This is a genomic window from Blautia sp. aa_0143, from assembly GCF_004167315.1.
In the GTDB taxonomy this organism is placed as follows: domain Bacteria; phylum Bacillota; class Clostridia; order Lachnospirales; family Lachnospiraceae; genus Blautia_A; species Blautia_A fusiformis.
Window position 1 is genome coordinate 26436 of record NZ_RCXU01000013.1, and the last position, 22785, is coordinate 49220.

The window sequence follows — 22785 nt, forward strand, 5'->3', positions numbered from 1 at the left end:
CAGCAGAGGTAAAACATGGCTTTTAGTATAAATGACTTGAATTATGAAAAAGACAGCAAAGAAAGAATGCCCTGGGAGCATTATACAGAGGAGTTCGCTAAGGCAGACCCGGCAGAAATTGCCGGACGTCTTTCACTTCCTTATGACGAAGAGAAGAAAGAATTGACTCTGAAATTCCTGGGAAGCGTTTATTATATTTCCTGGCCGGATTTTCAGGTAACTCATAAGGAAGATGATGCGGGATTTTATCCTCTTGAGGAAATGCATTATGCAAAGATCCTTGCTATCCGTTTTCTGCTGAACGGGAATGTATCTCAGGGAAGCGGAAGGTTTAAAACATACAGGGAAATGCCCTGGGGAGAGGTTTATCTCCGTCAGTTTGATGGCAGGTGCATCAAACGCCTGGCTTTCACATACGGAAACAGACTTAAGGATTTCAAGGAGATCATGGAACACATCCATGCGGTTCCCGTGGATCATGGAGATATTGCATACCAGGTGGAGATCTTTCCAGGATATGTAGTTCAGATGATCCTCTGGGAGGGGGATGATGAATTTCCGCCGTCCTCACAGATCTTGTTTTCTGATAATTTTCCGGTTTCCTTTGCGGCTGAGGATATGGCCGTTATGGGAGACGTTATCATTGGGTCTTTAAAGGCATTTCTGAAATGTCTTTAAAAATGAAAAATAGTTAAGAACAGGATGGGACCTGTTTTTATAGAGATGCAGTTTTAAGGGATTAAAAACTGTAAAAATACCTAAAGGGAGGTAACATTATGGGATTTAAAAGTGACATCGAAATTGCACAGGAGTGCGAAATGCTTCCAATTACACAGATTGCAGAGAAGGCAGGTATTGACGACAAATATCTGGAGCAGTACGGTAAGTACAAAGCAAAAATTGATTACAATCTGTTAAAAGAGAGTGACAAGAAAGATGGTAAGCTGATCCTCGTAACAGCTATCAACCCGACACCTGCAGGAGAGGGAAAAACAACAACAACCGTTGGTCTTGCAGATGCAATGCAGAAAATGGGCAAAAAAGTAATGGTAGCTCTTCGTGAGCCATCCCTCGGACCGGTATTCGGTGTAAAAGGTGGTGCAGCAGGCGGCGGTTATGCACAGGTAGTTCCGATGGAGGATATCAACCTTCACTTTACCGGTGACTTCCATGCGATCGGTGCGGCAAACAACCTTCTTGCAGCAATGATCGACAACCATATCTTCCAGGGTAATGACCTGAACATTGACCCGAGAAAGATCACATGGAGACGTTGCGTGGACATGAACGACCGTCAGCTTCGTAATGTAGTAGATGGTCTTGGCGGAAGAACAAACGGTATGCCTCGTGAAGACGGATACGACATCACAGTTGCATCTGAGATCATGGCAGTTCTTTGCCTCGCAAGTGACATCAAAGACCTGAAAGAGAGACTTTCCAGAATCATCATCGGATATACCTATGGTAAAGTTTCCGAGCAGAAACCGGTAACAGCTGGTGATCTTCATGCAGAGGGTGCTATGACAGCACTTCTGAAAGATGCCCTGAAACCAAACCTTGTACAGACACTGGAGCATGTTCCTGCAATCGTACACGGCGGACCATTCGCAAACATCGCTCATGGATGTAACTCCGTAACAGCTACAAAGATGGCTATGAAACTTGCAGATTATGCTATCACAGAGGCTGGATTCGGTGCTGACCTTGGTGCAGAGAAATTCCTTGACATCAAGTGTCGTATGGCAGGCCTTCATCCAAGCGCAGTTGTTATCGTAGCTACTGTTCGTGCACTGAAATACAACGGTGGTGTTCCGAAGGCAGATCTGAACAACGAGAACCTTGAGGCTCTTGAGAAAGGTCTTCCAAACCTTCTGAAACATGTAAGCAATATCAAGAATGTATACAAACTTCCATGTGTAGTTGCTATCAATGCATTCCCGACCGATACCAAGGCAGAGCTTGACCTGGTTGAGGCAAAATGTAAAGAGCTTGGCGTTAACGTTGCACTTTCCGAGGTATGGGCAAAAGGCGGCGAAGGCGGCATGAAGCTTGCTGAGGAAGTAATCCGTCTTGTTGAGGAGCCGAATGACTTCACATATGCTTATGAGCTTGAGGGATCCATCGAGGATAAACTGAATAACATCGTACAGAAAGTTTACGGTGGTAAGAAAGTTGTTCTTACAGCAAATGCTCAGAAACAGGCAAAACAGCTGGAAGCACTTGGATTTGGCAACTGCCCGATCTGTGTTGCTAAGACACAGTACAGTCTGACTGATGATCAGACAAAACTTGGTGCACCGACAGACTTTGAGGTAACAGTACGTAACCTGAAGATTTCCGCAGGTGCAGGATTCATCGTTGCTCTGACAGGTGAGATCATGACTATGCCAGGTCTCCCGAAAGTTCCGGCAGCAACCAAGATCGATGTAGATGAGACAGGTAAGATCACAGGTCTCTTCTAATCGGAACATAAGATCAAAAACAACCGGAGGGGGCTTTTTATAAAGCCCCCAATGGGCTCTAAAGAGTGCTAAAATAAGAATATAAGGAGGAGAGTCCTATGGGATTTTCTACCAGTACATGTACTGAATTTGTCGAGGTATTAAGCTCCAAGGCACCGGTTCCAGGCGGCGGCGGTGCATCTGCCCTTGTAGCTGCTGTTGGTACAGCTCTTGGGAACATGGTTGGAAGCCTTACTGTCGGTAAGAAAAAATATGCAGATGTAGAAGATGAAATGTGGGAGCTGAAAAAGAAATGTGATCAGCTTCAGAAAGATTTCCTTCATCTGATCGAGAGAGATGCGGAAGTTTTTGAGCCTCTTTCCAAGGCTTACGGAATGCCGAGAGAGACAGAAGAAGAGAAGGCTGAGAAGGCTCGAGTAATGGAAGCTGCCCTCAAGGAAGCATGCTCTGTTCCTATGGAGATCATGGAGAAATGCTGCGAGGCTATTGAACTTATCGTTGAGTTCGGAGCAAAAGGTTCTAAGCTTGCAATCAGTGATGCTGGTGTAGGTGCTGCATTCTGCAAAGCAGCTCTTAAGGGAGCAAGCCTGAATGTGTACATTAACACAAAATCTATGGCTGACCGTGCGTATGCAGAGGAATTAAACAAAAAAGCAGACGCTATGCTTGAGAAATATACAAAGATCGCAGACGAGACATTTGACAGTGTTCTCGGAAGACTGAAATAGGAGGAACCAGACAAATGGCAAAGCAGTTATTAGGTAAAGAAGTAACAGCGGCTCTCAATGAAAAGATCAAAGCGAACGTTGCAGAGCTTCAGGCAAAAGGTGTAGATCCTACACTTTGTATTATCCGTGTTGGTGAGAATCCAAGCGATATTTCCTATGAGAGAGGTGCTACAAAGCGCTGTGAGACTCTTGGTGTTGCATGTGAGAAAATTCTTCTTCCGGAGGATGTTTCCCAGGATGAGCTTCTTGCAACCATCGATAAAGTAAACAAAGATGACAAGATCCATGGAGTTCTTCTGTTCCGTCCGCTGCCAAAACATCTGGATCAGGCAGTGATCGAGAATGCACTTGCAGCAGAGAAGGATGTTGACTGTATGACAGATCTTTCCATGTCTGGTGTATTTACAGGCAAGAAGATCGGATTCCCGCCATGTACACCGCAGGCATGCATGGAGATCCTTGATCACTATGGAATCGACTGCACAGGCAAAAAAGCGGTTGTTATCGGAAGAAGTCTTGTAGTTGGTAAACCGGCTGCCATGATGCTTGTTAAGAAAAATGCGACAGTAACGATCTGCCATACAAGAACCGTTGATATGCCGTCTGTTGCAAAAGAGGCGGATATCGTCATCGTTGCAGCTGGTCGTGCTGGTGTTGTCGGCGCTGATTATGTCAGAGAGGGACAGACTATTATCGATGTTGGTATCAATGTCAATGCAGAGGGCAAGCTTTGTGGTGATGTTGATTATGCGGCAGTTGAGCCAATCGTTGATGCGATCACACCGGTTCCTGGCGGAGTAGGAAGTGTTACAACTTCTGTTCTTGTAGGTCATGTGGTTGAAGCTGCAATGAGAAAAGCGCAGTAATAACAGTAATAAAGGGTTGATCATTTATATATGTACAGATTCCGAAATAGTTTTTGTTTACGGATGATGGTACTTGCAGGCGTTCTGGTGTTCGGAACGCCTGCAGGTGTTTTGGCAGAGGAAGCGGATCATTCTATGGAGGGTCAGATTTCGAAGCCTCAGTCATCTGGAGAGAGTGATACAGAGGGTTTTGTGGATGATTCCACAGATAATACTTATGGATATTATACGATCATGGGGTGTACCACAGTGGATGCGGAGGATATGGTAGTGCAGTATGAGGCGCAGAATGTGGAGTATCCTTCCGGCATCCTGACGGAGGGTGGTGCACCGGATATTGATACGTTTTGCACGATTGTGATAGAGGAAGCGGATGCGGAGGGCGTCCGTGGAGAGGTTGTTTTTGAGCAGGCCATGCTTGAGACCGGATGGCTTCAGTTTGGTGGGGATGCCAGTGCGGTGCAGTTTAATTTTTCGGGGCTGGGAACTACCGGTGGTGGTGTTGCCGGTAATTCTTTTCCTGATGTAAGGACGGGGATCCGGGCGCAGGTGCAGCATCTGAAGGCTTATGCTTCTTCGGAGGAGCTGAACCAGGCTTGTGTGGATAATCGGTTCCAGTATGTTTCCCGTGAGAGTGCGCCTTATGTGGAGTGGCTTGGGATCCAGGAGAATCCTTATGGTGGCGGATGGGCCGCCGGGAGAAGTTATGGATATAAGCTTAGGAGTCTTCTGGCGGAGTTGAAGGGGGAGGAGTATACCTGCCCGGAGAGTACGGAGACGGTGGAGAAGTAGTGGTGGTGGCGAACGGGACGGCCCGGAAGGGAGTGCGGTTCTGTCCGCGGCCGGGCTTCGTCGGCGGCTGGATCTAAGGCGCCGGGATTCTGCTAAAACCATTTTCCAAAAGCCAGAACTCGCGGCTTTTTGCCGCTCAGACAGCTGGCTTTTGAAAAATAACGCAGAAGTCCCGCCGCCTAAGATCCAGCACACCTCCTGCAGAGTCGTCCGCAGACAGTACCGCACTCCCTTCCGGGCCTGTGCGTTGGTTGGGGTAAGTTGTCTGGCTAAACGATAGGATGTGGATGAGGGATGGAGGCGGGCTTTGCCCTGTCCTGGTTGATAAAATAATGGAGATGTAACCTTGAAGATTAAAGATCTAGGTTGCATCTCCGTTTTTTATTCAAATTGAAATATTTTGGGAATTATATAGTGGAATATTTTGAGGTAGTTAGTTCAACTCCAGGTTTTCCAGTTCCTGTGAGGGGAGTTTTGGTTCTGAGCTGTCTACGTATTTTTTGAGGGCCTTGGAGGTTTTTGCGAAGCCGGCGTTGGTTCCGGCGCCTCCGATGCAGCCTCCGGGGCAGGCCATTCCTTCGATCATGCAGTTTTTGAGTTTTCCGGCTTTTGCCAGAGTGAGGACTTTTTTACATTCGGCAAGGCTTTCTGCGTGTTCGATGTGGACTGGTATATCGGGATAGTATTCCTTCAGACAGTTTTCGATGGCTCCAGCTACGCCGCCGGCGATGGCGTAGCCTCGTCCTGCGGCGGTTGCAGCCTGGGTTTCTTCCGGGAGCTCTTCGCAGGTGGATGGGGTGATGCTTTTGGCGTCGAACAGGCCCCAGAGTTCCTCGAAGGTGATCACGAAGTCTACATCACTTCTTACGGAATGTCGCATGGCTTCCAGTTTTTTGGAGGCGCATGGTCCGATGAAGACTACTTTCGCATGGGGGTGCTCTTTTTTTACGATCCGGGCAGTTGCCACCATCGGGGTCAGCTCCTGGGAGATGTTGTCGATCATAGCCGGGAAGTATTTCTTTGCCATGACGGACCAGGATGGGCAGCAGGAGGTGAGGAGGAACGGGAGGTGGCCGGTTGCTACTTCTTTGGCGTAGTGGTGTGCTTCAGAGATGCAGCCGATGTCTGCGCCCAGTGCTACCTCATAAATGTTTGAGAAGCCCAGTTGTTTGAGAGCGGAGCGGAATTGGCCCGGGGTGACGTCTTCGCCGAACTGATTGATGTAGGCGGGGGCGATTTCTGCAATGATCTCAGTTCCTTCTCGAAGGGCGTGGGACAGCTGGAAGATCTGGGATTTGTCGGAGATAGCTCCGAATGGACAGCTGACCATGCACATGCCGCAGGACACGCATTTATCCTGGTTGATAGAGGCGCGTCCCTGTTCATCGCTCTCGATGGCTTTTACACCGCAGGCACGTTCGCAAGGGCGTTCTTTATGGGCGATGGCATCGTAAGGACAGACAGCTTTGCATCTTCCGCAATGGATACATTTGTCCTGGTCGATGAAGGATTTTCCGTTTACCATGGAAATGGCGCCTTTGGGGCAGGTGAGTAAACAGGGATGTGCGACACAGCCGCGGCACATGTTGCTGACTTCGTATTTGTTGGATTCGCATGCGGAACATGCGGAAGGGATCACCTGCATAAGAGGTGGTTCATAATATTTCTCGTCAATGTTGCTGGCCTTCACGCCATCGGTAAGGTGGACGGAACGATTTTCCGGGCGGAGGGAAAGTCCCATGGCCAGACGGACACGTTCGCTTGCAACAGCTCTTTCACGATAGATGCTTTCGCGGTATTTCGCGCGTTCCTCTACAATATTGTAGGGAATGGATTCGATATCATGGATCATTGATTCGTCCGTGGATTCAAATCCGATCTTAGCAATTTCGGTAAAAATCTTTCGCCGGATCTGTTTTACTGGTGTGTCAAGATTTCGCATAGATGTTCTCCTTTACAAAATAAATTAATTAAATGTTTTCCACGCACTTTTTATCTATCTTAAAGTAATTGAGAAATAAAATCAATAACCGGCTTTAATGTTTTGGGGCAGAAACAAAGAGCAGATTTGTATCTTTATTATCAAAGCTGTTAAAAATTGAACATATTTTATGGAAAATAGATATAAAATCAGTAAGCCGTTGTAAACATTTCGATATATTCTGAAAAAAGCAAAAAAACTGCTTGTGAAAAATGACCATATAAGTTATAATTAAAGGCATGAAATAGTGCAAAATAATGATTTGCATAAATGCGCGGCACTGACAGAGTGTTAAAGCATTAACCTGTAGTGGAACAGGTTGATCGAGTGGAAAATCTATGAGAAACAAGGAGGGAACCGAATGTTAGACCAGACGTATTACAAGAAAACGGATGAGATCATCGAGCACTACGGCCGGAAAGCTGCATCACTGATTCCGATCATGCAGGATATTCAGGCTGAGTACCGTTATCTTCCGGGAGAGCTTCTTACTTATGTTGCGGAACAGATTGGTGTAAAAGAAGCGAAGGCGTACAGTGTAGCTACTTTCTATGAAAACTTTTCCTTTGAGCCGAAGGGCAAGTACATCATCAAGGTATGTGACGGTACTGCCTGTCATGTACGTAAGTCCATGCCTGTAAAGGAAGCAATGCTGAAGGAACTTGGACTGAGTCATAAGAAGCATACTACAGATGATATGATGTTTACCGTTGAGACAGTTTCCTGTCTTGGTGCCTGCGGACTTGCACCGACACTGACTGTAAATGATGAAGTTCACCCGAAGATGACTCCTGAGAAGGCTGTTGAGCTTTTAAATGAATTGAGAGGTGAGAGCGTATGAGTATAACCAGTATGGAAGATCTGAAAAACAAACAGGCTGAGGTTAAGAAGAATCTTGATGGCTATACCTGCCGTGTTCTCGTCTGTTCCGGTACCGGATGTATTGCTTCCGGTGCTCAGAAGATTTATGAAGAAATGTCAAGACTCTGTGAGGGAATCGAGGGTGTTGCGGTTGAGATGCAGAAGGATGTTCCTCATGTAGGAATCGTTAAGACCGGATGCCAGGGCTTATGTGAACTTGGTCCTCTTATGAGAATTGAGCCCTATGATTATCAGTATGTACATGTTCAGGTAGACGACTGTCGCGAGATCGTAGAGAAGACCGTGATCTGCGGACTGCCTGTTGAGCGTCTGTTTTATCGTCATAATGATGAGGCCTGTCCACATCCCAGTGACATTCCGTTCCTGAACCAGCAGACAAGGATCGTTCTTGAGAACTGTGGCAAGATCGATGCAGAGTCCATTGATGAATATATTTCCGTAGGCGGATTTTCCGCTATGGCGAAGGCTTTCTTTGAGATGACCCCACAGGGTGTTATCGACGAGATCTCGAAGTCTGGTCTCCGCGGCCGTGGCGGTGCAGGCTTCCCTGCAGGCAAGAAATGGTCACAGGTTGCACGCCAGCCGGAAAAAGTCCGTTATGTAGTATGTAACGGTGATGAGGGTGACCCGGGAGCATTTATGGATGGTTCCGTAATGGAAGGTGATCCTTACAAGATGATCGAGGGTATGGTGATCGCTGCCTATGCAGTAGGTGCAGAAGATGGTTATATTTATGTGCGTGCCGAGTATCCTCTTTCTGTACAGAGACTTCGAATGGCTATTGAGCAGGCAGAGTCCTATGGCCTTCTTGGTGATAATATCCTTGGTTCCGGTATTAATTTCCACTTACATATCAATCGCGGTGCCGGAGCGTTCGTATGTGGTGAAGGTTCTGCCCTGACTGCTTCTATCGAAGGCAACAGAGGTATGCCTCGAGTAAAACCTCCGAGAACGGTTGAGCAGGGCCTGTGGGGTAAACCTACGGTTCTGAATAACGTAGAGACTTATGCCAACGTACCGAAGATTATCCTTCAGGGAGCAGACTGGTTCCACACCATCGGTACAGAGGGAAGCCTTGGAACCAAGACTTTCTCACTTACCGGTTCCATTGAGAACACCGGTCTTATCGAGGTTCCAATGGGAACAAGCCTCCGTCATATCATTTATGACATCGGTGGTGGTCTTAAGAGTGGTGCTGCATTTAAGGGTGTACAGATCGGTGGTCCTTCCGGTGGATGTCTGATCGACGATCAGATCGATCATCCGCTTGATTTTGATTCTGTTAAGAAGCTGGATGCCATCATGGGTTCCGGTGGACTTGTTGTTATGGATGAGAATACCTGTATGGTAGAGGTTGCGCGTTTCTTCATGAGCTTTACACAGCGTGAGAGCTGTGGTAAATGTGTTCCCTGCCGTGAGGGTACCAAACGTATGCTTGAGATCCTGGAGAGAATCGTTGCAGGTAAGGGTGAGCTTTCCGATCTGGATGAGCTGGAAGAACTTGCAAACATGGTTCAGAGTATGGCTCTGTGCGGACTCGGTAAGAGTGCACCGCTTCCGGTCATCAGTACTCTGAAGCGTTTCCGTGACGAATATGTAGAGCATATCGTAGATAAGAAATGTCGTGCGAAGGTCTGCACGGCGCTCCGTCAATTCCATATCAATCCTGAGTTCTGTATCGGCTGCGGCAAGTGTGCGAAGAACTGTCCGGCTGGTGCGATTTCAGGAAAGATCAAGCATCCACATGTAATCAACAACGACGTATGTATCAAATGCGGATCCTGTAAGGATAACTGTAACTTTGATGCGATTTATGTGGAAGCATAGAAGGGAGGATATCTTATGGGTACAATGACAATTGACGGAAGAAAAGTAGAATTTACTGACGAAAAAAATGTCCTGACAGTCATCAGGAATGCCGGTATCAATATCCCCACACTGTGCTATCATTCAGAGGTTTCCACCTTTGGTGCCTGTCGTCTCTGTACAGTTGAGGATGACAGAGGCAAAACATTTGCCTCCTGTTCCGAGCAGCCGAGAGACGGAATGGTTATCTATACCAACTCCGGTCGTATTAAGAAATATCGTAAACTGATCGTGGAGCTGCTTCTTGCAGCACATTGCCGTGACTGTACAACCTGTGTAAAGAGCGGTGAATGTATCCTGCAGGAGCTGGCACATCGCCTTGGCGTGCGGGATATCCGTTTTGAAAATACAAGAGAACAGCACGAGATCGATGACAGTTCACCGTCCATCATCCGTGATCCGAACAAATGTATCCTCTGCGGCAACTGTGTACGTGCCTGCGAGGAACTTCAGGGAATCGGAGCTCTTGGATTCGCATTCCGTGGAACAGAGGCCATGGTTATGCCTGCATTCAATAAAAAGATTGCTGAGACACAGTGTGTAAACTGTGGTCAGTGCCGTGTTTACTGTCCGACAGGAGCCATCTCCATTCGTACACATATGGATGAGGTTTGGGATGCACTTGCGGACAAGGATACCCGTGTGGTTGCCCAGATCGCGCCGGCAGTCCGTGTAGCAGTTGGTGATCACTACGGCCTCACAAAGGGCAGGAGCGTTATGGGCAAGATCGTCAACGCACTCCACAGAATGGGCTTTGATGAAGTATACGATACCACATTCAGTGCCGATCTTACTATTATGGAAGAGACCAAGGAGTTCTTAAACAGAGTAGAGAAGGGTGAGAACCTTCCGCTTCTGACCTCCTGCTGTCCTGCATGGGTGAAGTTCATCACAGATCAGTATAAGGAATATGTTCCGAACATTTCTACCTGCCGTTCCCCACAGGGAATGATGTCTGCGGTTATCAAGGAATACTTCCGTGATTCGGAGCATGCAGCAGGCAAGAAGACCGTTATGGTTTCCATTATGCCATGTACAGCCAAGAAGGCAGAGGCAATCCGCCCCAACAGCTTTACCGATGGCGAGCAGGATACCGATATCGTTATCACAACCACAGAGCTTCTCCGCATGATCGATAACTTTGGTCTTGATTTTGCAACACTGGATCCGGAAGCATGTGATATGCCGTTTGGATTTGGTTCCGGCGGTGGCGTTATCTTCGGTGTTACCGGTGGTGTTACCGAGGCAGTTCTTCGAAGACTGAGCCCGGATCACAGTAAGGAAGCCATGCATGAGATTGCAGAGTGCGGTGTTCGTGGTGAAGAGGGAATCAAGGAATTTACCGTACCGTACAAGGGAATGGATATCAATGTATGCGTAGCCAGTGGCCTTGCAAATGCAAGAACCGTTATGGAACGTGTAAAGAACGGCGAGGCAAACTATCATCTGATCGAGGTTATGGCATGCCGCCGTGGATGTATCATGGGTGGTGGTCAGCCGACCAGATCCGGTGACAGGACCAAGGCAGCCAGAGCAAGAGGTTTGTACAATGCAGACAATACCATGATCATCAAGAAATCCGATGAGAACCCACTGGTTCTGGAGCTTTATGAGGGACTCCTCAAAGGCAAAGAGCATCATCTGCTTCACAATGAGTTCTATATCAAAGACTGATATGAGGAATACAAAGGGCTGCTGTTCCCGGTGAACAGCAGCATATAAGAAGCCTTCCGGGCATATACTGTGGTATGCGGGAACTGTCTTTTTTAAGACGTTTCCCGGAACTTACAGGCCAGTATATGCAGGGAGGCTTTTTTATATGGAAAACTTTCAGGTTTACCGTGATATCCAGGCGCGGACGGGCGGGGATATCTACATAGGGGTTGTGGGACCGGTCCGTACAGGAAAATCCACATTCATCCGGAGATTTATGGAGCTGATAGCACTGCCATCGATCAGCGAGGGAAAAAGAGCAGAACTTCAGGATGAACTGCCATTAAGCGGTGCCGGAAAAATGATCACCACCGTAGAACCCAAATTTATTCCAAAAGAAGCAGTGGAAGTATCCATAGGGGAAAACCAGAAAATCCGGGTAAAACTCATTGACTGTGTGGGCTTTCTGGTAAAGGATGCATCTGGAAATGTGGAAGAAGGCAGGGAGCGGATGGTCAAAACTCCCTGGCAGGAAAAAGCAATCCCGTTCCATGATGCAGCCCGCATTGGAACGGAAAAAGTGATCAGCCAGCATTCCACCATTGGGATTGTAGTCACAACAGACGGAAGTTTCGGGGAGATTCCCAGAGAAAATTTTATCCCGGCAGAGGAACAGACCATAAAAGAACTGAAAGTCCAGGGAAAACCCTTTCTGATCCTGGTAAACTCCCAGACTCCCTACAGTGAGGAAACCGGAAAAACTGTAAAACATCTGGAAGAGAAATTTGGAGTATCCGTTCTGGCAGTCAACTGTGAACAGCTTCGAAAAGAGGATGTGACCAGAATCCTGGAGAAGATCCTTTATGAATTCCCGGTCAGTGAGATAGAGCTTTTTGTTCCCAGATGGGTGGAGATGCTTTCTCCGGAACATGAGGTAAAGGCGGCTCTGTTAAATGAGATTCGGGAAAAGATGACCAGACTTACTCATGTGCGTGATGTAAGTAGAGAATCAGTATATCTGGAAAGTCCATATGTGGAAGATACATTGCTTGAACAGGTCAGTCTTTCCGATGGAAAAGTCCGTATCCGAATCGCAGTAAAAGACATTTATTATTATCAGATGCTCAGTGAAATGAGCGGGATATCCATGGAAAGCGAATATGAACTGATCCAGACCATAAAAGAGCTTGCCGGTATGAAAGAACAATTTGTAAAAGTCCAGGCTGCCCTGGAAGCGGTAAAAGGAACAGGGTATGGGGTTGTGGTGCCTGAGCTTTCCGAGATCACTATTGAGGAACCTGAGGTGATCCGTCAGGGAAATAAATTCGGAGTAAAGATCCGGTCAAAAAATTCGTCCATTCATATGATCCGGGCGGGAATCGAAACGGAGATCGCTCCGATCGTTGGTACAGAACAGCAGGCGGAGGACCTGATAAAGTATATCAGAGAAAGCCCGGAGCGAGGGGAAAGTATCTGGGAGACCAATATTTTCGGAAAATCCATCCAGCAGTTGGTGGAAGACGGAATCCGGAACAAGCTGGCCATGATCAGCGAAGAAAGTCAGGTGAAGCTTCAGGATACTATGAAGAAGATCGTAAATGACAGCAAAGGCGGACTGGTGTGTATCATCATATGAATGGAGAATAGAATTGCAAAGCAAAAAGGACGTTCTTCAGCAGACGTCCTTTTTTTGATGTTGTTTTTTCCATTCTGCGATAAACTGAAGCTGTTCCTGGTCAGATAGTTCCTGGGAAGCGGCGTCATTTCCTGCAGCGGCACAGCAGAAAAGAACAAAGATCTGGAGTCCGAAGAATACAAGAAAAAAGAGAAGCATAGAAAAACCTCCTTTATTTTTCAGATATGTTAAGTATTGGAGGAGATAATGTATTTTATACATTATATTGCAAGAAAATCAGAGCAATGCTATAATTATCACCGGGTATGAAGATTTTTAAAACAGGAGGAAAAGAAACCATGAAAAAAAGAAGATTCGCACAGCTTGTTCTCATGATCACAATGCTGTTTTGCCTGACATTTGGCACAGTGTGTGCGCAGGCGGCAACAACAGCAACCACAACAACCGCAAAAGCAGCTGTTAAAAATGGCTGGAAAAAAGAGGGCGGTCAGTATTATTACTACATCAAAGGTAAAAAAGTTACCAATAAATTAAAAAAGATCAATGGTGCGACATATTATTTAGGCTCGAATGGTGCAAGAAAGACCGGATGGTATACAGTAAAATCCGGAAATACCTACAAAACCATGCAGTTTGCTTCCAACGGAAAATACACTGGGAAATCCAAAAAAGCAAATGCAGAACTGATCAAGATGACAGATTCAGTGCTTCGCAGCCAGAAGATTTCTGCAAGTCTGACTACAACTGCGCAGAAAAAAACGGCTCTTCAGAAAGTGTTTAACTATTCCAAAAAATACGGATATATGAGAATGAAGGGCTTTGACGGAAAACCTTTGCAGTTTACAAAAGGTAAAAGCCAGATGTTTGCATATCTGACCATGGGAATGAAAAAAGGAAACTGCTACGGTGTTGCATCAGCCTTTGCAGTACAGGCTAAACGTGCAACAGGACTTCCGGTCCGTGTATGCTGGGGAAAAAGTAATGTATTTAATAAAAATAAATGGCAGCCACATGGATGGACAGAGATCAAGATTGGAAATACCTGGTATACATTTGATGCAAATGCAGCAGGAAACAAATCCAGAAAAGATGTTAAATATTATATGCAGAAATCTTCATCCATGAAAAAATACTATAAAACTGAAGGAAGAGAAGATATCGTTCTCTAAAGAACAGGAGCAGATCATGAAAAAGTGGACAAAGAAGATCCTGGCAGCAGTACTTTGTCTGATGATGCTCCAGATGCCGGCAGCTGAACCGCTTATTGCGGTTCAGACTGTACAGGCAGCATCTACAGCCAAGGCAGCCAAGGTAAAAAACGGTCTCAAAAAAGAGGGCGGACAATACTACTATTATGTGAAGGGAAAAAAAGTAAAGAATACATGGAAAACCGTGACTGTCGCTAATAAGACTACCGGCAAAAAAATGACATACAGATACTATTTTTCCAACACCGGAAAGGCTTATAAAGGTGGAACATTCTTCGGGGAGAACTATCTCCTTGTAAAAAAGATCGGCGGGAAATACTATGGATTTAACCGGTATGCACAGATGGTAAAAGGCGTTTATTATTCCGCATATGGACAGTCCAGAGCCGGATTTTATGCTTTTAATACAAAAACCGGTGTATACGATGCCAGAACATCTTCGAGATTAAGGAAAGCATTTGTAAGAGAAAAGAGTTCTGCAGCACTGCGGAAAGCCCTTGGCAGACCTCTTCGTACCAGAAAGACAGATGGCTGTTATGGTGACGGACAGGAATATCTGTTGGAATACACAAGATTCTGGGTCAATACATACAAAGACAAAAAAGGGAAGGAAATCGTACTGGACGTGATCAGCAAATAAGATTCGCCAGACCGATAAATAAATATAATTATGGTTTTCAGTTCAATGGTATTTCTGTGTGTATTTCTTCCGGCTGCTTTTTGTCTGCATCTCCTTTTACCTGGGATGCGGGCCAAAAATTTTTTGCTTGTAATGGCAAGTCTGGTCTTTTATGCATACGGAGAACCGATTTATGTAATATTACTGGTTGCTTCATCGGCGGGCAACTATATTTTAGCGCGCCTGACAGGGGAATGTCCGAAGATCCGTAAGCTCACAATGACATTGGCTGTGGTGATAAATCTCGGTCTTCTTGTGATCTTTAAATATTCCGGATTTCTGGTGGAGACATTTAATTCTGTTACCGGTGCCGGAATTCCGGTTCCGCAGGTCCGGATGCCGATCGGAATATCGTTTTTTACTTTTCAGGCACTTTCCTACGTGATCGATGTTTATCGGGGAGATGCTTCGGTTCAGAAGAATTTCGGAAAGGTGCTTCTGTATATCTCATTTTTCCCACAGCTGATCGCGGGACCTATCGTCAAGTATCATGATGTGGAGGCGGAGATCAATAATCGTAAGCAGACGCCGGAGGAAATCGGAAAAGGGATCCGGCGTTTCATTGCAGGTTTGAGCAAAAAGGTTCTTATCGCCAATACAATGGGACTTGTGGCGGATAATCTCTTTGGTGCGGCAGCAACCGGAATCACCGGTCTGGGTGCTTGGCTGGGCGCAGTTTCCTATATGCTGCAGATCTATTTTGATTTCAGCGGCTACAGTGATATGGCGCTGGGACTCGGAATGATGTTTGGATTTCATTTCCATGAGAATTTTGATTATCCTTATATTTCTGCCAGTATCCGTGAATTCTGGAGAAGATGGCATATGTCTCTTTCAGGATGGTTTAAGGAATATCTGTATATTCCGTTAGGGGGAAACCGCAGAGGGAAATTCCGTACAGTGGTCAATAAAATGATCGTTTTTGTGTGTACAGGTATCTGGCATGGTGCCTCCTTTAATTTTCTGTTCTGGGGAATTTATCATGGCTTTTTCCTGATGCTGGAAGAGTATATCCCATTTATCGGGAAAAAGGGCGGAAAACTCAAGAGCTTTTTTCAGCATGTCTATGCACTTCTGGTAGTTTGTGTTGGCTTTGTGTTTTTCCGTGCGGACACTATGAAGCAGGGATGCTTCTGGATCAGAGAAATGTTTACGGATTTTGGATGGAAGGCTTCCGCAATGAGCCTTACACTGCAGCAGCTGACACCGGTATATCTTGTAACGCTGGCAGCGGCACTGGTCGCAGCAGTTCCGGTAAACAGCATGCTGAAAAAGTATAAATGGTATGAAGGCTTTACCTATGTATTAAGTCTGGCTGGTTTTGCGCTTTGTGTATTGAGCCTTGCCGGTGGAACCTATAATCCGTTCATCTATTTTCGATTTTAAGAGGAGGCAGAAAACATGAAAAAATTGCAGGTGCTTTATATTACTGCATTTTTTGCAGCTTGTCTTGTGCCATCTCTGGGGATGGCGGTGACAAAGCAGGAAGCATCGTCTGAAAACCGAAGACTGGCTGAGTTTCCTGAACTGAAAAAAGAAAACGAGATCAATACCCGTTGGCTGCCGGAAGCAGGCGAATATTTTCAGGAACATTTTGCGTTTCGAAATGAGCTGGTAACGGCAAATGCCCTTTTGAACGGGAAGATTTTCGGAGTATCTACTGCAGATGGTGTGATCCAGGGAACCGATAACTGGCTTTATTATAAGGATTCGCTGGAGGATTATCTTGGAGAGGAGCTTCTTTCCGAGAGAAGCCTTTTTAATATTGCACATACATTGGCCATGATGCAGGAGACATTGAATGAAAAAGGTGTGCAGTTTCTTTTTACTGTGGCACCTAATAAAAACTCACTCTATGGAGAGAACATGCCGTACTATGACAGCCTGAAGGTATCATCGGACAAAAACCTTGTTAATCTTCAGAAATATCTCAGGCAGGAGCAGGTTTCTTACGGAGATCTGTATGAGACTCTTTCAGAAGAGAAAGAAGTTCTTTATCACAAAAGAGATTCACACTGGAACAACAAGGGTGCTGCAGTTGCGGCGGATACATTGCTGTCTTCTCTGAAAAAGGAGCATGTTTCCTATAAGGAGGAACCCTATACTATAAAAACAGATTTCACAGGAGATCTGGATGAGATGCTGTATCCTCTTGCAACGACACCGGAAGAGGAAGTTTATTATGACAGACAGACAACATTTGCCTATGTGGGAGAAGTGGTAAGTAATTTTGATCCGAAGATCACAACGGTAAATCCTGTGAAGGAAGGAAGTCTGGTCATGTTCCGTGATTCTTTTGGTAATGCACTGCTTCCGTTTATGGCAGATGCTTATTCCAGTGCGTATTTTTCCAGAGGAGTACCTTACCAGATGAGTGAAGTGGATGAGAAGAATGCAGATACTGTGATCGTGGAACGGGCAGAGCGTTTTCTCCCGGAAATGGCACAGTCACCGCCGATCATGGAAGGACCGGAGTGTCAGGTGAATGTTACGGAAGAAGATACGGTTCCTGCCGGTGCCGGAGCAGTTCAGTGCGAGATCCAGGGAAATCTGGAAAAGATCACAGGTTGTATTGAAGAAAAATATCTGGATATAGACAGCAGGATTTATATAAGATTGAACCATGATAAGATTTATGAAGCATTTCCGATGGATGTTTCCACAGAAGATGGAAAAACGGACAGCAGCGGTTTTTGCTTATATCTGGACCGTTCACTTCTTGCAGCAGACGGAAATCAGATCGAAATTCTTACAGGCAACAAAGATTCAGCCCGTATAATAGGCGGACTGACACTATAAAGGAGGATATAAGAAATGAGAAAAAAAACAGTACAGGTGCTTTTAGGGGCAGCATTGATCGCAGCGATGTGTCTGGGGGCACCGACAGCTGCTTTTGCAGACGAGACAACGACAAAGGAGGAAACCGCAGAGAAAACTGGCGATAAAGATTCCGCAGAAGAAAAAGAGACCGCAGAGGATTTTCAGATCGGAGAGCTTACAGTAAAAAATCAGAGCGGACTTGAGGTGAAATCCGCAGAGCTTCAGGATGCAAAAGAGGATGACAGCAAAAAGAAAGACTCCAAGGATGCGGCAGGTCAGGATCTAGTGATCACCATGAAAGATGGTACAGAGCATACCTTCCGGAATGTGACACCGGATGACTGGAAAGAACCTGTTTTTTATAATGAGTATGAGATCCTTTATATTTCCTACACGGATGAAAAAGGAAAATCTCAGGAAGCGCTGGAAGATGCGAAGGAGACTGAGCTGGAAGAAGCTGCCACTACCTATGCAAAATCCAATGTAAATATCCGTGAAAAAGCGGATACAAAATCAAAATCCCTGAAAGTAACATCTCTTGGAACCGAGTTCAAGGTAACCGGTGTATGCCCTGGATGGCTGAAGGTTGAAGGAGATGGTGTTAAGGGATATGCGGCACATACATACTTCACTTCCAATAAAGATGAGATCGACAAGCTGGTAGCAGAGCAGAAAGCAGCTGAAGAGAAAAAAGCGGCAGAGGCAAAAGCGGCAGCAGAGGCACAGGCGGCAGCAGACGCGCAGGCAGCGGCGGACGCACAGGCAGCGGCAGAGGCACAGGCAGCAGCAGAGGCAGCAGCATCAGAACCTACCGAGGTTAGCCGTCAGGCCTATGATGACTGTGACGGAAGTGGCCATGGCTACTATGAGATCACCTATTCTGACGGAAGTGTGAGATACGAAGAGTATTGATTAGAATGAACGATAAGGAAAGATACGTATGAAAAGATTAAAATTGTTTTTTATGGCGATGGTCATGCTTTTTGCGGTGCAGATCTGCACGGTTTCCGTAACCTGTGAGACGCAGGCAGCAACTACTACGGCAACTGTAAAGAAGAAAACCGGTCTCTACAGAGAAAAAGGAAAATATTACTACTACACCAAGGGCAGAAAGATCAGAAACCAATGGAAGACCGTAAAGGGAAAACGGTATTATTTCGGGCCTAAATATTATGCGTTAACTTACCATAACAAGATCGGTTCCAGGATCTATGTGTTTGATACTGCAGGACGCCTTTTGAACGGAAAGACGTCACGTATCGTAAATGTAGGAAAATATTCCTATTACGTAAATAAATATGGAAATCCTTCAAAGGGTTGGCTGTGCCTTCCGGATAGAAATCTTTACTATGCGGATTCCTGGGGACGTTTTTACAAAAACCGTACTCTGGAGGGAATCCGGTTCAACGGAAAGGGGCAGGCTGTAAAAAATGATATGCGCAGCCTGAAGCTGCATTGTATAGGCGTGGTCCAAAATATTACAAGAAGTGGGATGTCCAAAAGCCAGAAGCTGCAGGCGTGCTGGAGTTATGTGATAAATAATACCTATTATTCATCTGCCTATTATCCGAATTTAAATCAGAATGACTGGTGGAGAATGACTGCGTGGAGAACGCTTGCTACAGGAAAGGGAAACTGTTATGGCTATGCCTGTGCATTTGCTGCACTGGCAAGAGAGATCGGATATGATCCATATGTGGTATGTGGTCGTGTTCCGGGAACCAGAGATGGAGCCGGAGATGGCTTTACAAGACATAGCTGGGTGATCATAAACGGACTTCATTATGACCCGGAAGGACAGGCTAAGGGCTGGCATACCGGAGTTTATGGAAGCTACAGCTACGGAATGGACAATCAGATCCAGAAAACAGTTAATTTCCGTACAGGAAGAGGAAACTAAATAAAATATACAGCAAAGATCCCGGGGATTCAGATGTAAGATCCCGGGGTCTTTTTATATAAAACGAGTAGCGGGAAAGATGGTCGCAGAATAAGCTAAAGAAAGGTCAGCTGTCCGGCGGGAGAGCTTTGGAAAGGTATAAAAGGATGTATACAGGAAAAGGGATAGGCGTGGCGGTTCTGGATACCGGTATTTTTCCTCATATAGATTTTGGCAGCCGTATTTCCGTGTTTCGTGATTTTACAGGAGTCAGACGCAGCCCATATGATGATAACGGACATGGGACTCATGTCAGCGGGATCCTTGCAGGGGACGGAACTGCATCAGGTGGAAAATATAAAGGGGCTGCACCTGGCTGCAGTATCGCTGCTCTGAAGGTTCTGGATCGTTTCGGGAACGGAAGCAGGGAGGATGTGATGCGGGCATTTCGGTGGATCATGGAGTTTGGAAGCATTTATCATATCCGTATCGTTAATATTTCAGTGGGAACAACATCCCGGGATCATAAGGAACAGACAGATCTTCTTGAAGGAGTGGAAAAACTTTGGGATCTGGGATTTGTGGTGGTAGCTGCAGCAGGAAATCAGGGACCGGGGGCCGGCACGGTAACAGCACCGGGAAGCAGCCGGAAAATCATTACCGTAGGCTCCAGTGATATGCTGAATGGCAGAAAGGCAGTTTCCGGAAGAGGCCCTACTTTTGACTGTGTGTGCAAACCGGATCTGGTAGCGCCGGGAAGCCAGGTCATTGCCTGTGCACCGGGACTGCCGTACTCATATGGGCTCAAAAGCGGAACCTCCATGTCGACGCCTCTGGTGGCAGGAGGGATCGCCTGCCTTCTGGAAAAAGATCCCCGGCTTTCTAATGTAGAGGTAAAGATGTTGTTAAGAGAAAATGCAGAAGATATGGGACTTCCCAGAAATCAGCAGGGATGGGGAAAATTTAACTGTGAAAAACTGTTGGCAGGCTGAATTATTATACAATTCTTATAAACATAGTGTGGTAAAGCACAAAAGCGTTGACGGAACCGGAAAATATGAGTACAATGTACAGTAAAAGTGCTGAAGAAAGATTCTAAAGGAAAGAGCACCTGGAATCCGAACAGGAGAATAAACCTCAAAAGGAGAAAATAATATGGAAAAAATCAAAATGCAGACACCTTTAGTTGAGATGGACGGAGACGAGATGACACGTATCCTGTGGCAGATCATCAAGGATGAACTTCTCACACCGTATCTGGAACTGAATACAGAATATTATGATCTTGGTCTTGAGCACAGAAATGAGACAGATGATCAGGTTACCATTGATGCAGCAGAAGCAACCAAGAAATACGGAGTAGCCGTAAAATGTGCCACGATCACGCCAAACGCAGCCAGAATGGAAGAGTATGACCTGAAAAAAATGTACAAGAGTCCAAACGGAACGATCCGTGCTATTCTTGATGGAACTGTATTCCGTGCGCCGATCGTTGTAAAGGGAATCGAGCCATGTGTAAAGAATTGGGTGAAACCGATCACACTTGCACGTCATGCATATGGAGATATCTATAAGAATACAGAATTTTATATTGACAAGCCGGGAGATGCATATCTTGTATTTGAGGGCGAAGACGGAGAAGAGCGTAAGGAGCTGATCCAGCATTTTGATGGAGCAGGTGTTCTCCGTGGCATGCATAATCTTGATGATTCCGTAAAGAGCTTTGCGAGAAGCTGCTTTAATTATGCACTGGACACAAAGCAGGATGTATGGTTCGGAAGCAAGGATACCATTTCCAAAACATACGATGGAAGATTTAAAGAGATTTTCCAGCAGATCTTTGATGCAGAGTTTAAGGATAAATTTGAGGAAGCCGGCCTGACCTATTTTTACAGTCTGATCGATGATATCGTAGCCCGTGTTATGAAGGCAGATGGCGGTTTTATCTGGGCATGCAAGAACTATGACGGAGATGTTATGAGCGACATGGTATCTTCCGCATTTGGCTCTCTTGCCATGATGACCTCTGTACTGGTATCCCCGAAGGGATATTTTGAGTATGAGGCTGCCCACGGAACAGTTCAGAGACACTATTATCGTCATCTTGAGGGAAAAGAAACATCCACAAACTCCGTTGCAACGATCTTTGCATGGACAGGAGCTCTCCGCAAGAGAGGCGAGCTGGACGGAAATGAAGCACTTGCTGATTTTGCAGGAAAACTGGAAAAAGCAACACTGGATACCATTGAAAGCGGAAAGATGACCAAGGATCTTGCACTGATCACTTCCCTGAAAGAGGTACAGGTATTGAACAGCAAAGAGTTTATCCTTGCTGTAAAGACAAAACTGGATGAACTGATGGCATAAATAACAGGAATTTCAGAATTTCAAGTAATTTCATAAAAAATAAAAAACTGCACCGGAAGATCCAGGGATGGATCACGGTGCAGTTTTTTTATGAGGGATATATATGGATCATCTGATCTCTGTCAGATCGAAGCGTTCATGGCCTGCTGTACATGTTCCACAAGGATCTGCCGGACCTGGGGATATTCGCCAAGTCCCTTCAGTACAGGGGTGACTTCATATCCTTCGGAAGAAAGACGGTTCATCCAGGAGTCCGGATCTGCACCGGCCAGATCGTTCTGTGCATGGTCGCCGGCTACGATCATGAAAGGCGCCAGCACGATCTTTTTCGGATGAAAGCTGTCGGCAGCCCGGAGAAGGGAGTCCAGGGCCGGATAGGCTTCTACAGTTCCAAGAAAAATATTTTTATGTCCGGTATCTTTAAAACGGTAATCCAAAGCAGCGTAAACCGTGTTTGCGTAGTGTTCTGTTCCATGTCCCATCAGTACAAGTGCAGTGTCCGGATCCATGTCCCGGAATTCATCTGCAACTACCCGGACGATCGCCTGGTTATCTTCTTCTGTTGTGAGAAGAGGATTTCCGAAAACAATACTGGAAAAACGGTCACGAAAAGAAAGCGCATCGGCTTTCATCTGATCATTTTCGATACCGTTGATCACATGAGTCGGCTGTACGATCACATCGGTGATACCATCCAGAAGCATCTGTTCCAGAGCCTCCTTTACCGTGTGGATCGTAAGACCGTCCCGCTTTTTCAGTTTGGCAATGATCATTTTGCTTGTCCATGCACGGTAGGTGGGACAGGCCGGGAATGCATCGGCAATATCGTGCTCGATGGCCTCGATGGTAAGCTTACGGGTGTTTTCATAGCTTGTGCCGAAACTTACTACTAGGATCGCTTTTTTTGAAGCTGAGTTCATACGGGGATTTCCTCCATCCTGATAATTATGGTGATTATGATAAACT

General features: G+C 46.0%; 20 protein-coding genes. 17 read left to right on the forward strand and 3 right to left on the reverse strand.

Annotated features, from left to right (window positions below; all coding sequences use genetic code 11):
- Positions 1 to 15 precede the first annotated feature (15 nt).
- The 5 genes from EAI83_RS08105 (at position 16) to EAI83_RS08125 (ending at position 4848) form a co-directional block, all read left to right on the forward strand.
- Positions 16 to 678 carry a DUF3786 domain-containing protein gene (locus EAI83_RS08105; protein ID WP_059085927.1) on the forward strand — a complete coding sequence of 221 codons (663 nt, stop codon included), beginning with the start codon at positions 16 to 18 and terminating at the stop codon, positions 676 to 678.
- A 98-nt stretch (positions 679 to 776) separates the two neighbouring features.
- Complete coding sequence (locus EAI83_RS08110; protein ID WP_015525292.1) at positions 777 to 2462, forward strand: formate--tetrahydrofolate ligase; 1686 nt, start codon at positions 777 to 779, stop codon at positions 2460 to 2462.
- 98 nt (positions 2463 to 2560) lie between these two features.
- Entirely contained in the window at positions 2561 to 3190 is a 630-nt protein-coding gene (locus tag EAI83_RS08115; protein ID WP_021651423.1) for a cyclodeaminase/cyclohydrolase family protein, read from the forward strand.
- A 14-nt stretch (positions 3191 to 3204) separates the two neighbouring features.
- A complete protein-coding gene (locus EAI83_RS08120; protein ID WP_015525289.1) occupies positions 3205 to 4056 on the forward strand; it encodes a bifunctional 5,10-methylenetetrahydrofolate dehydrogenase/5,10-methenyltetrahydrofolate cyclohydrolase in 852 nt (283 codons plus the stop codon).
- A 30-nt stretch (positions 4057 to 4086) separates the two neighbouring features.
- Positions 4087 to 4848 (forward strand): glucosaminidase domain-containing protein, encoded by a 762-nt coding sequence (locus EAI83_RS08125; RefSeq protein ID WP_330547775.1) that lies wholly within the window; start codon positions 4087 to 4089, stop codon positions 4846 to 4848.
- A gap of 433 nt (positions 4849 to 5281) precedes the next feature.
- On the opposite strand, the gene EAI83_RS08130 is transcribed toward EAI83_RS08125, so the two are convergent.
- The gene (locus EAI83_RS08130; RefSeq protein ID WP_129975016.1) at positions 5282 to 6790 is read right to left on the reverse strand and encodes a 4Fe-4S dicluster domain-containing protein; all 1509 of its coding nucleotides are present in this window, start codon (positions 6788 to 6790) and stop codon (positions 5282 to 5284) included.
- Positions 6791 to 7190: 400 nt separating this feature from the next.
- On the opposite strand from EAI83_RS08130, the gene EAI83_RS08135 reads away from it, so the two are divergent.
- The 4 genes from EAI83_RS08135 (at position 7191) to spoIVA (ending at position 12866) form a co-directional block, all read left to right on the forward strand.
- Complete coding sequence (locus EAI83_RS08135) at positions 7191 to 7670, forward strand: complex I 24 kDa subunit family protein (protein ID WP_022426537.1); 480 nt, start codon at positions 7191 to 7193, stop codon at positions 7668 to 7670.
- Complete coding sequence (locus EAI83_RS08140) at positions 7667 to 9538, forward strand: NADH-quinone oxidoreductase subunit NuoF (RefSeq protein ID WP_129975018.1); 1872 nt, start codon at positions 7667 to 7669, stop codon at positions 9536 to 9538. The genes EAI83_RS08135 and EAI83_RS08140 overlap by 4 nt, the downstream gene beginning before the upstream one ends.
- Before the next feature lie 15 nt (positions 9539 to 9553).
- On the forward strand, positions 9554 to 11251 hold the full coding sequence (locus EAI83_RS08145) for a [FeFe] hydrogenase, group A (RefSeq protein WP_129975020.1): 1698 nt from the start codon (positions 9554 to 9556) through the stop codon (positions 11249 to 11251).
- A 145-nt stretch (positions 11252 to 11396) separates the two neighbouring features.
- A complete protein-coding gene (spoIVA, locus tag EAI83_RS08150) occupies positions 11397 to 12866 on the forward strand; it encodes a stage IV sporulation protein A (RefSeq protein ID WP_129975022.1) in 1470 nt (489 codons plus the stop codon).
- A 36-nt stretch (positions 12867 to 12902) separates the two neighbouring features.
- On the opposite strand, the gene EAI83_RS17230 is transcribed toward spoIVA, so the two are convergent.
- Positions 12903 to 13064, reverse strand: coding sequence for a hypothetical protein (locus tag EAI83_RS17230; RefSeq protein ID WP_015525281.1), 162 nt, complete (start codon positions 13062 to 13064; stop codon positions 12903 to 12905).
- Between the two features lie 140 nt (positions 13065 to 13204).
- Between EAI83_RS17230 and EAI83_RS08155 the strand changes: the two genes are divergently transcribed.
- From EAI83_RS08155 to EAI83_RS08190, 8 genes are all read left to right on the forward strand, one after another.
- Entirely contained in the window at positions 13205 to 14035 is an 831-nt protein-coding gene (locus EAI83_RS08155) for a transglutaminase domain-containing protein (protein ID WP_161206350.1), read from the forward strand.
- A 16-nt stretch (positions 14036 to 14051) separates the two neighbouring features.
- A complete protein-coding gene (locus EAI83_RS08160; protein WP_129975026.1) occupies positions 14052 to 14714 on the forward strand; it encodes a hypothetical protein in 663 nt (220 codons plus the stop codon).
- Positions 14715 to 14846: 132 nt separating this feature from the next.
- The gene (locus EAI83_RS08165) at positions 14847 to 16139 is read left to right on the forward strand and encodes an MBOAT family O-acyltransferase (RefSeq protein ID WP_330547777.1); all 1293 of its coding nucleotides are present in this window, start codon (positions 14847 to 14849) and stop codon (positions 16137 to 16139) included.
- Positions 16140 to 16154: 15 nt separating this feature from the next.
- Positions 16155 to 17552, forward strand: a complete 1398-nt coding sequence (locus tag EAI83_RS08170) for an alginate O-acetyltransferase AlgX-related protein (protein WP_129975030.1) — start codon at positions 16155 to 16157, stop codon at positions 17550 to 17552.
- A gap of 15 nt (positions 17553 to 17567) precedes the next feature.
- A complete protein-coding gene (locus EAI83_RS08175; RefSeq protein ID WP_129975032.1) occupies positions 17568 to 18485 on the forward strand; it encodes an SH3 domain-containing protein in 918 nt (305 codons plus the stop codon).
- A 28-nt stretch (positions 18486 to 18513) separates the two neighbouring features.
- On the forward strand, positions 18514 to 19473 hold the full coding sequence (locus EAI83_RS08180; RefSeq protein ID WP_021653022.1) for a transglutaminase-like domain-containing protein: 960 nt from the start codon (positions 18514 to 18516) through the stop codon (positions 19471 to 19473).
- A 146-nt stretch (positions 19474 to 19619) separates the two neighbouring features.
- Positions 19620 to 20444: a S8 family peptidase gene (locus EAI83_RS08185; RefSeq protein ID WP_129975034.1), complete on the forward strand. Its 825-nt coding sequence runs from the start codon at positions 19620 to 19622 to the stop codon at positions 20442 to 20444.
- 163 nt (positions 20445 to 20607) lie between these two features.
- On the forward strand, positions 20608 to 21819 hold the full coding sequence (locus tag EAI83_RS08190; protein ID WP_059085918.1) for an NADP-dependent isocitrate dehydrogenase: 1212 nt from the start codon (positions 20608 to 20610) through the stop codon (positions 21817 to 21819).
- Between the two features lie 122 nt (positions 21820 to 21941).
- Here EAI83_RS08190 and EAI83_RS08195 read toward each other — a convergent pair whose 3' ends face one another.
- Positions 21942 to 22739, reverse strand: a complete 798-nt coding sequence (locus EAI83_RS08195) for a sirohydrochlorin cobaltochelatase (protein ID WP_110103277.1) — start codon at positions 22737 to 22739, stop codon at positions 21942 to 21944.
- Positions 22740 to 22785 lie beyond the last annotated feature (46 nt).

Bases quoted from the DNA above. Each gene is read 5' to 3' on its own strand.
- EAI83_RS08105 (WP_059085927.1), top strand. From the start codon at position 16: ATGGCTTTTAGTATAAATGACTTGAATTATGAAAAAGACAGCAAAGAA.
- EAI83_RS08130 (WP_129975016.1), bottom strand. From the start codon at position 6,790: ATGCGAAATCTTGACACACCAGTAAAACAGATCCGGCGAAAGATTTTT.
- EAI83_RS08120 (WP_015525289.1), top strand. From the start codon at position 3,205: ATGGCAAAGCAGTTATTAGGTAAAGAAGTAACAGCGGCTCTCAATGAA.
- EAI83_RS08190 (WP_059085918.1), top strand. From the start codon at position 20,608: ATGGAAAAAATCAAAATGCAGACACCTTTAGTTGAGATGGACGGAGAC.
- EAI83_RS08155 (WP_161206350.1), top strand. From the start codon at position 13,205: ATGAAAAAAAGAAGATTCGCACAGCTTGTTCTCATGATCACAATGCTG.
- EAI83_RS08125 (WP_330547775.1), top strand. From the start codon at position 4,087: ATGTACAGATTCCGAAATAGTTTTTGTTTACGGATGATGGTACTTGCA.
- EAI83_RS08140 (WP_129975018.1), top strand. From the start codon at position 7,667: ATGAGTATAACCAGTATGGAAGATCTGAAAAACAAACAGGCTGAGGTT.
- EAI83_RS08135 (WP_022426537.1), top strand. From the start codon at position 7,191: ATGTTAGACCAGACGTATTACAAGAAAACGGATGAGATCATCGAGCAC.
- EAI83_RS08185 (WP_129975034.1), top strand. From the start codon at position 19,620: ATGTATACAGGAAAAGGGATAGGCGTGGCGGTTCTGGATACCGGTATT.
- EAI83_RS08170 (WP_129975030.1), top strand. From the start codon at position 16,155: ATGAAAAAATTGCAGGTGCTTTATATTACTGCATTTTTTGCAGCTTGT.
- EAI83_RS08110 (WP_015525292.1), top strand. From the start codon at position 777: ATGGGATTTAAAAGTGACATCGAAATTGCACAGGAGTGCGAAATGCTT.
- EAI83_RS08160 (WP_129975026.1), top strand. From the start codon at position 14,052: ATGAAAAAGTGGACAAAGAAGATCCTGGCAGCAGTACTTTGTCTGATG.
- EAI83_RS08165 (WP_330547777.1), top strand. From the start codon at position 14,847: ATGGCAAGTCTGGTCTTTTATGCATACGGAGAACCGATTTATGTAATA.
- spoIVA (WP_129975022.1), top strand. From the start codon at position 11,397: ATGGAAAACTTTCAGGTTTACCGTGATATCCAGGCGCGGACGGGCGGG.
- EAI83_RS08180 (WP_021653022.1), top strand. From the start codon at position 18,514: ATGAAAAGATTAAAATTGTTTTTTATGGCGATGGTCATGCTTTTTGCG.
- EAI83_RS08195 (WP_110103277.1), bottom strand. From the start codon at position 22,739: ATGAACTCAGCTTCAAAAAAAGCGATCCTAGTAGTAAGTTTCGGCACA.
- EAI83_RS08115 (WP_021651423.1), top strand. From the start codon at position 2,561: ATGGGATTTTCTACCAGTACATGTACTGAATTTGTCGAGGTATTAAGC.
- EAI83_RS08175 (WP_129975032.1), top strand. From the start codon at position 17,568: ATGAGAAAAAAAACAGTACAGGTGCTTTTAGGGGCAGCATTGATCGCA.
- EAI83_RS08145 (WP_129975020.1), top strand. From the start codon at position 9,554: ATGGGTACAATGACAATTGACGGAAGAAAAGTAGAATTTACTGACGAA.
- EAI83_RS17230 (WP_015525281.1), bottom strand. From the start codon at position 13,064: ATGCTTCTCTTTTTTCTTGTATTCTTCGGACTCCAGATCTTTGTTCTT.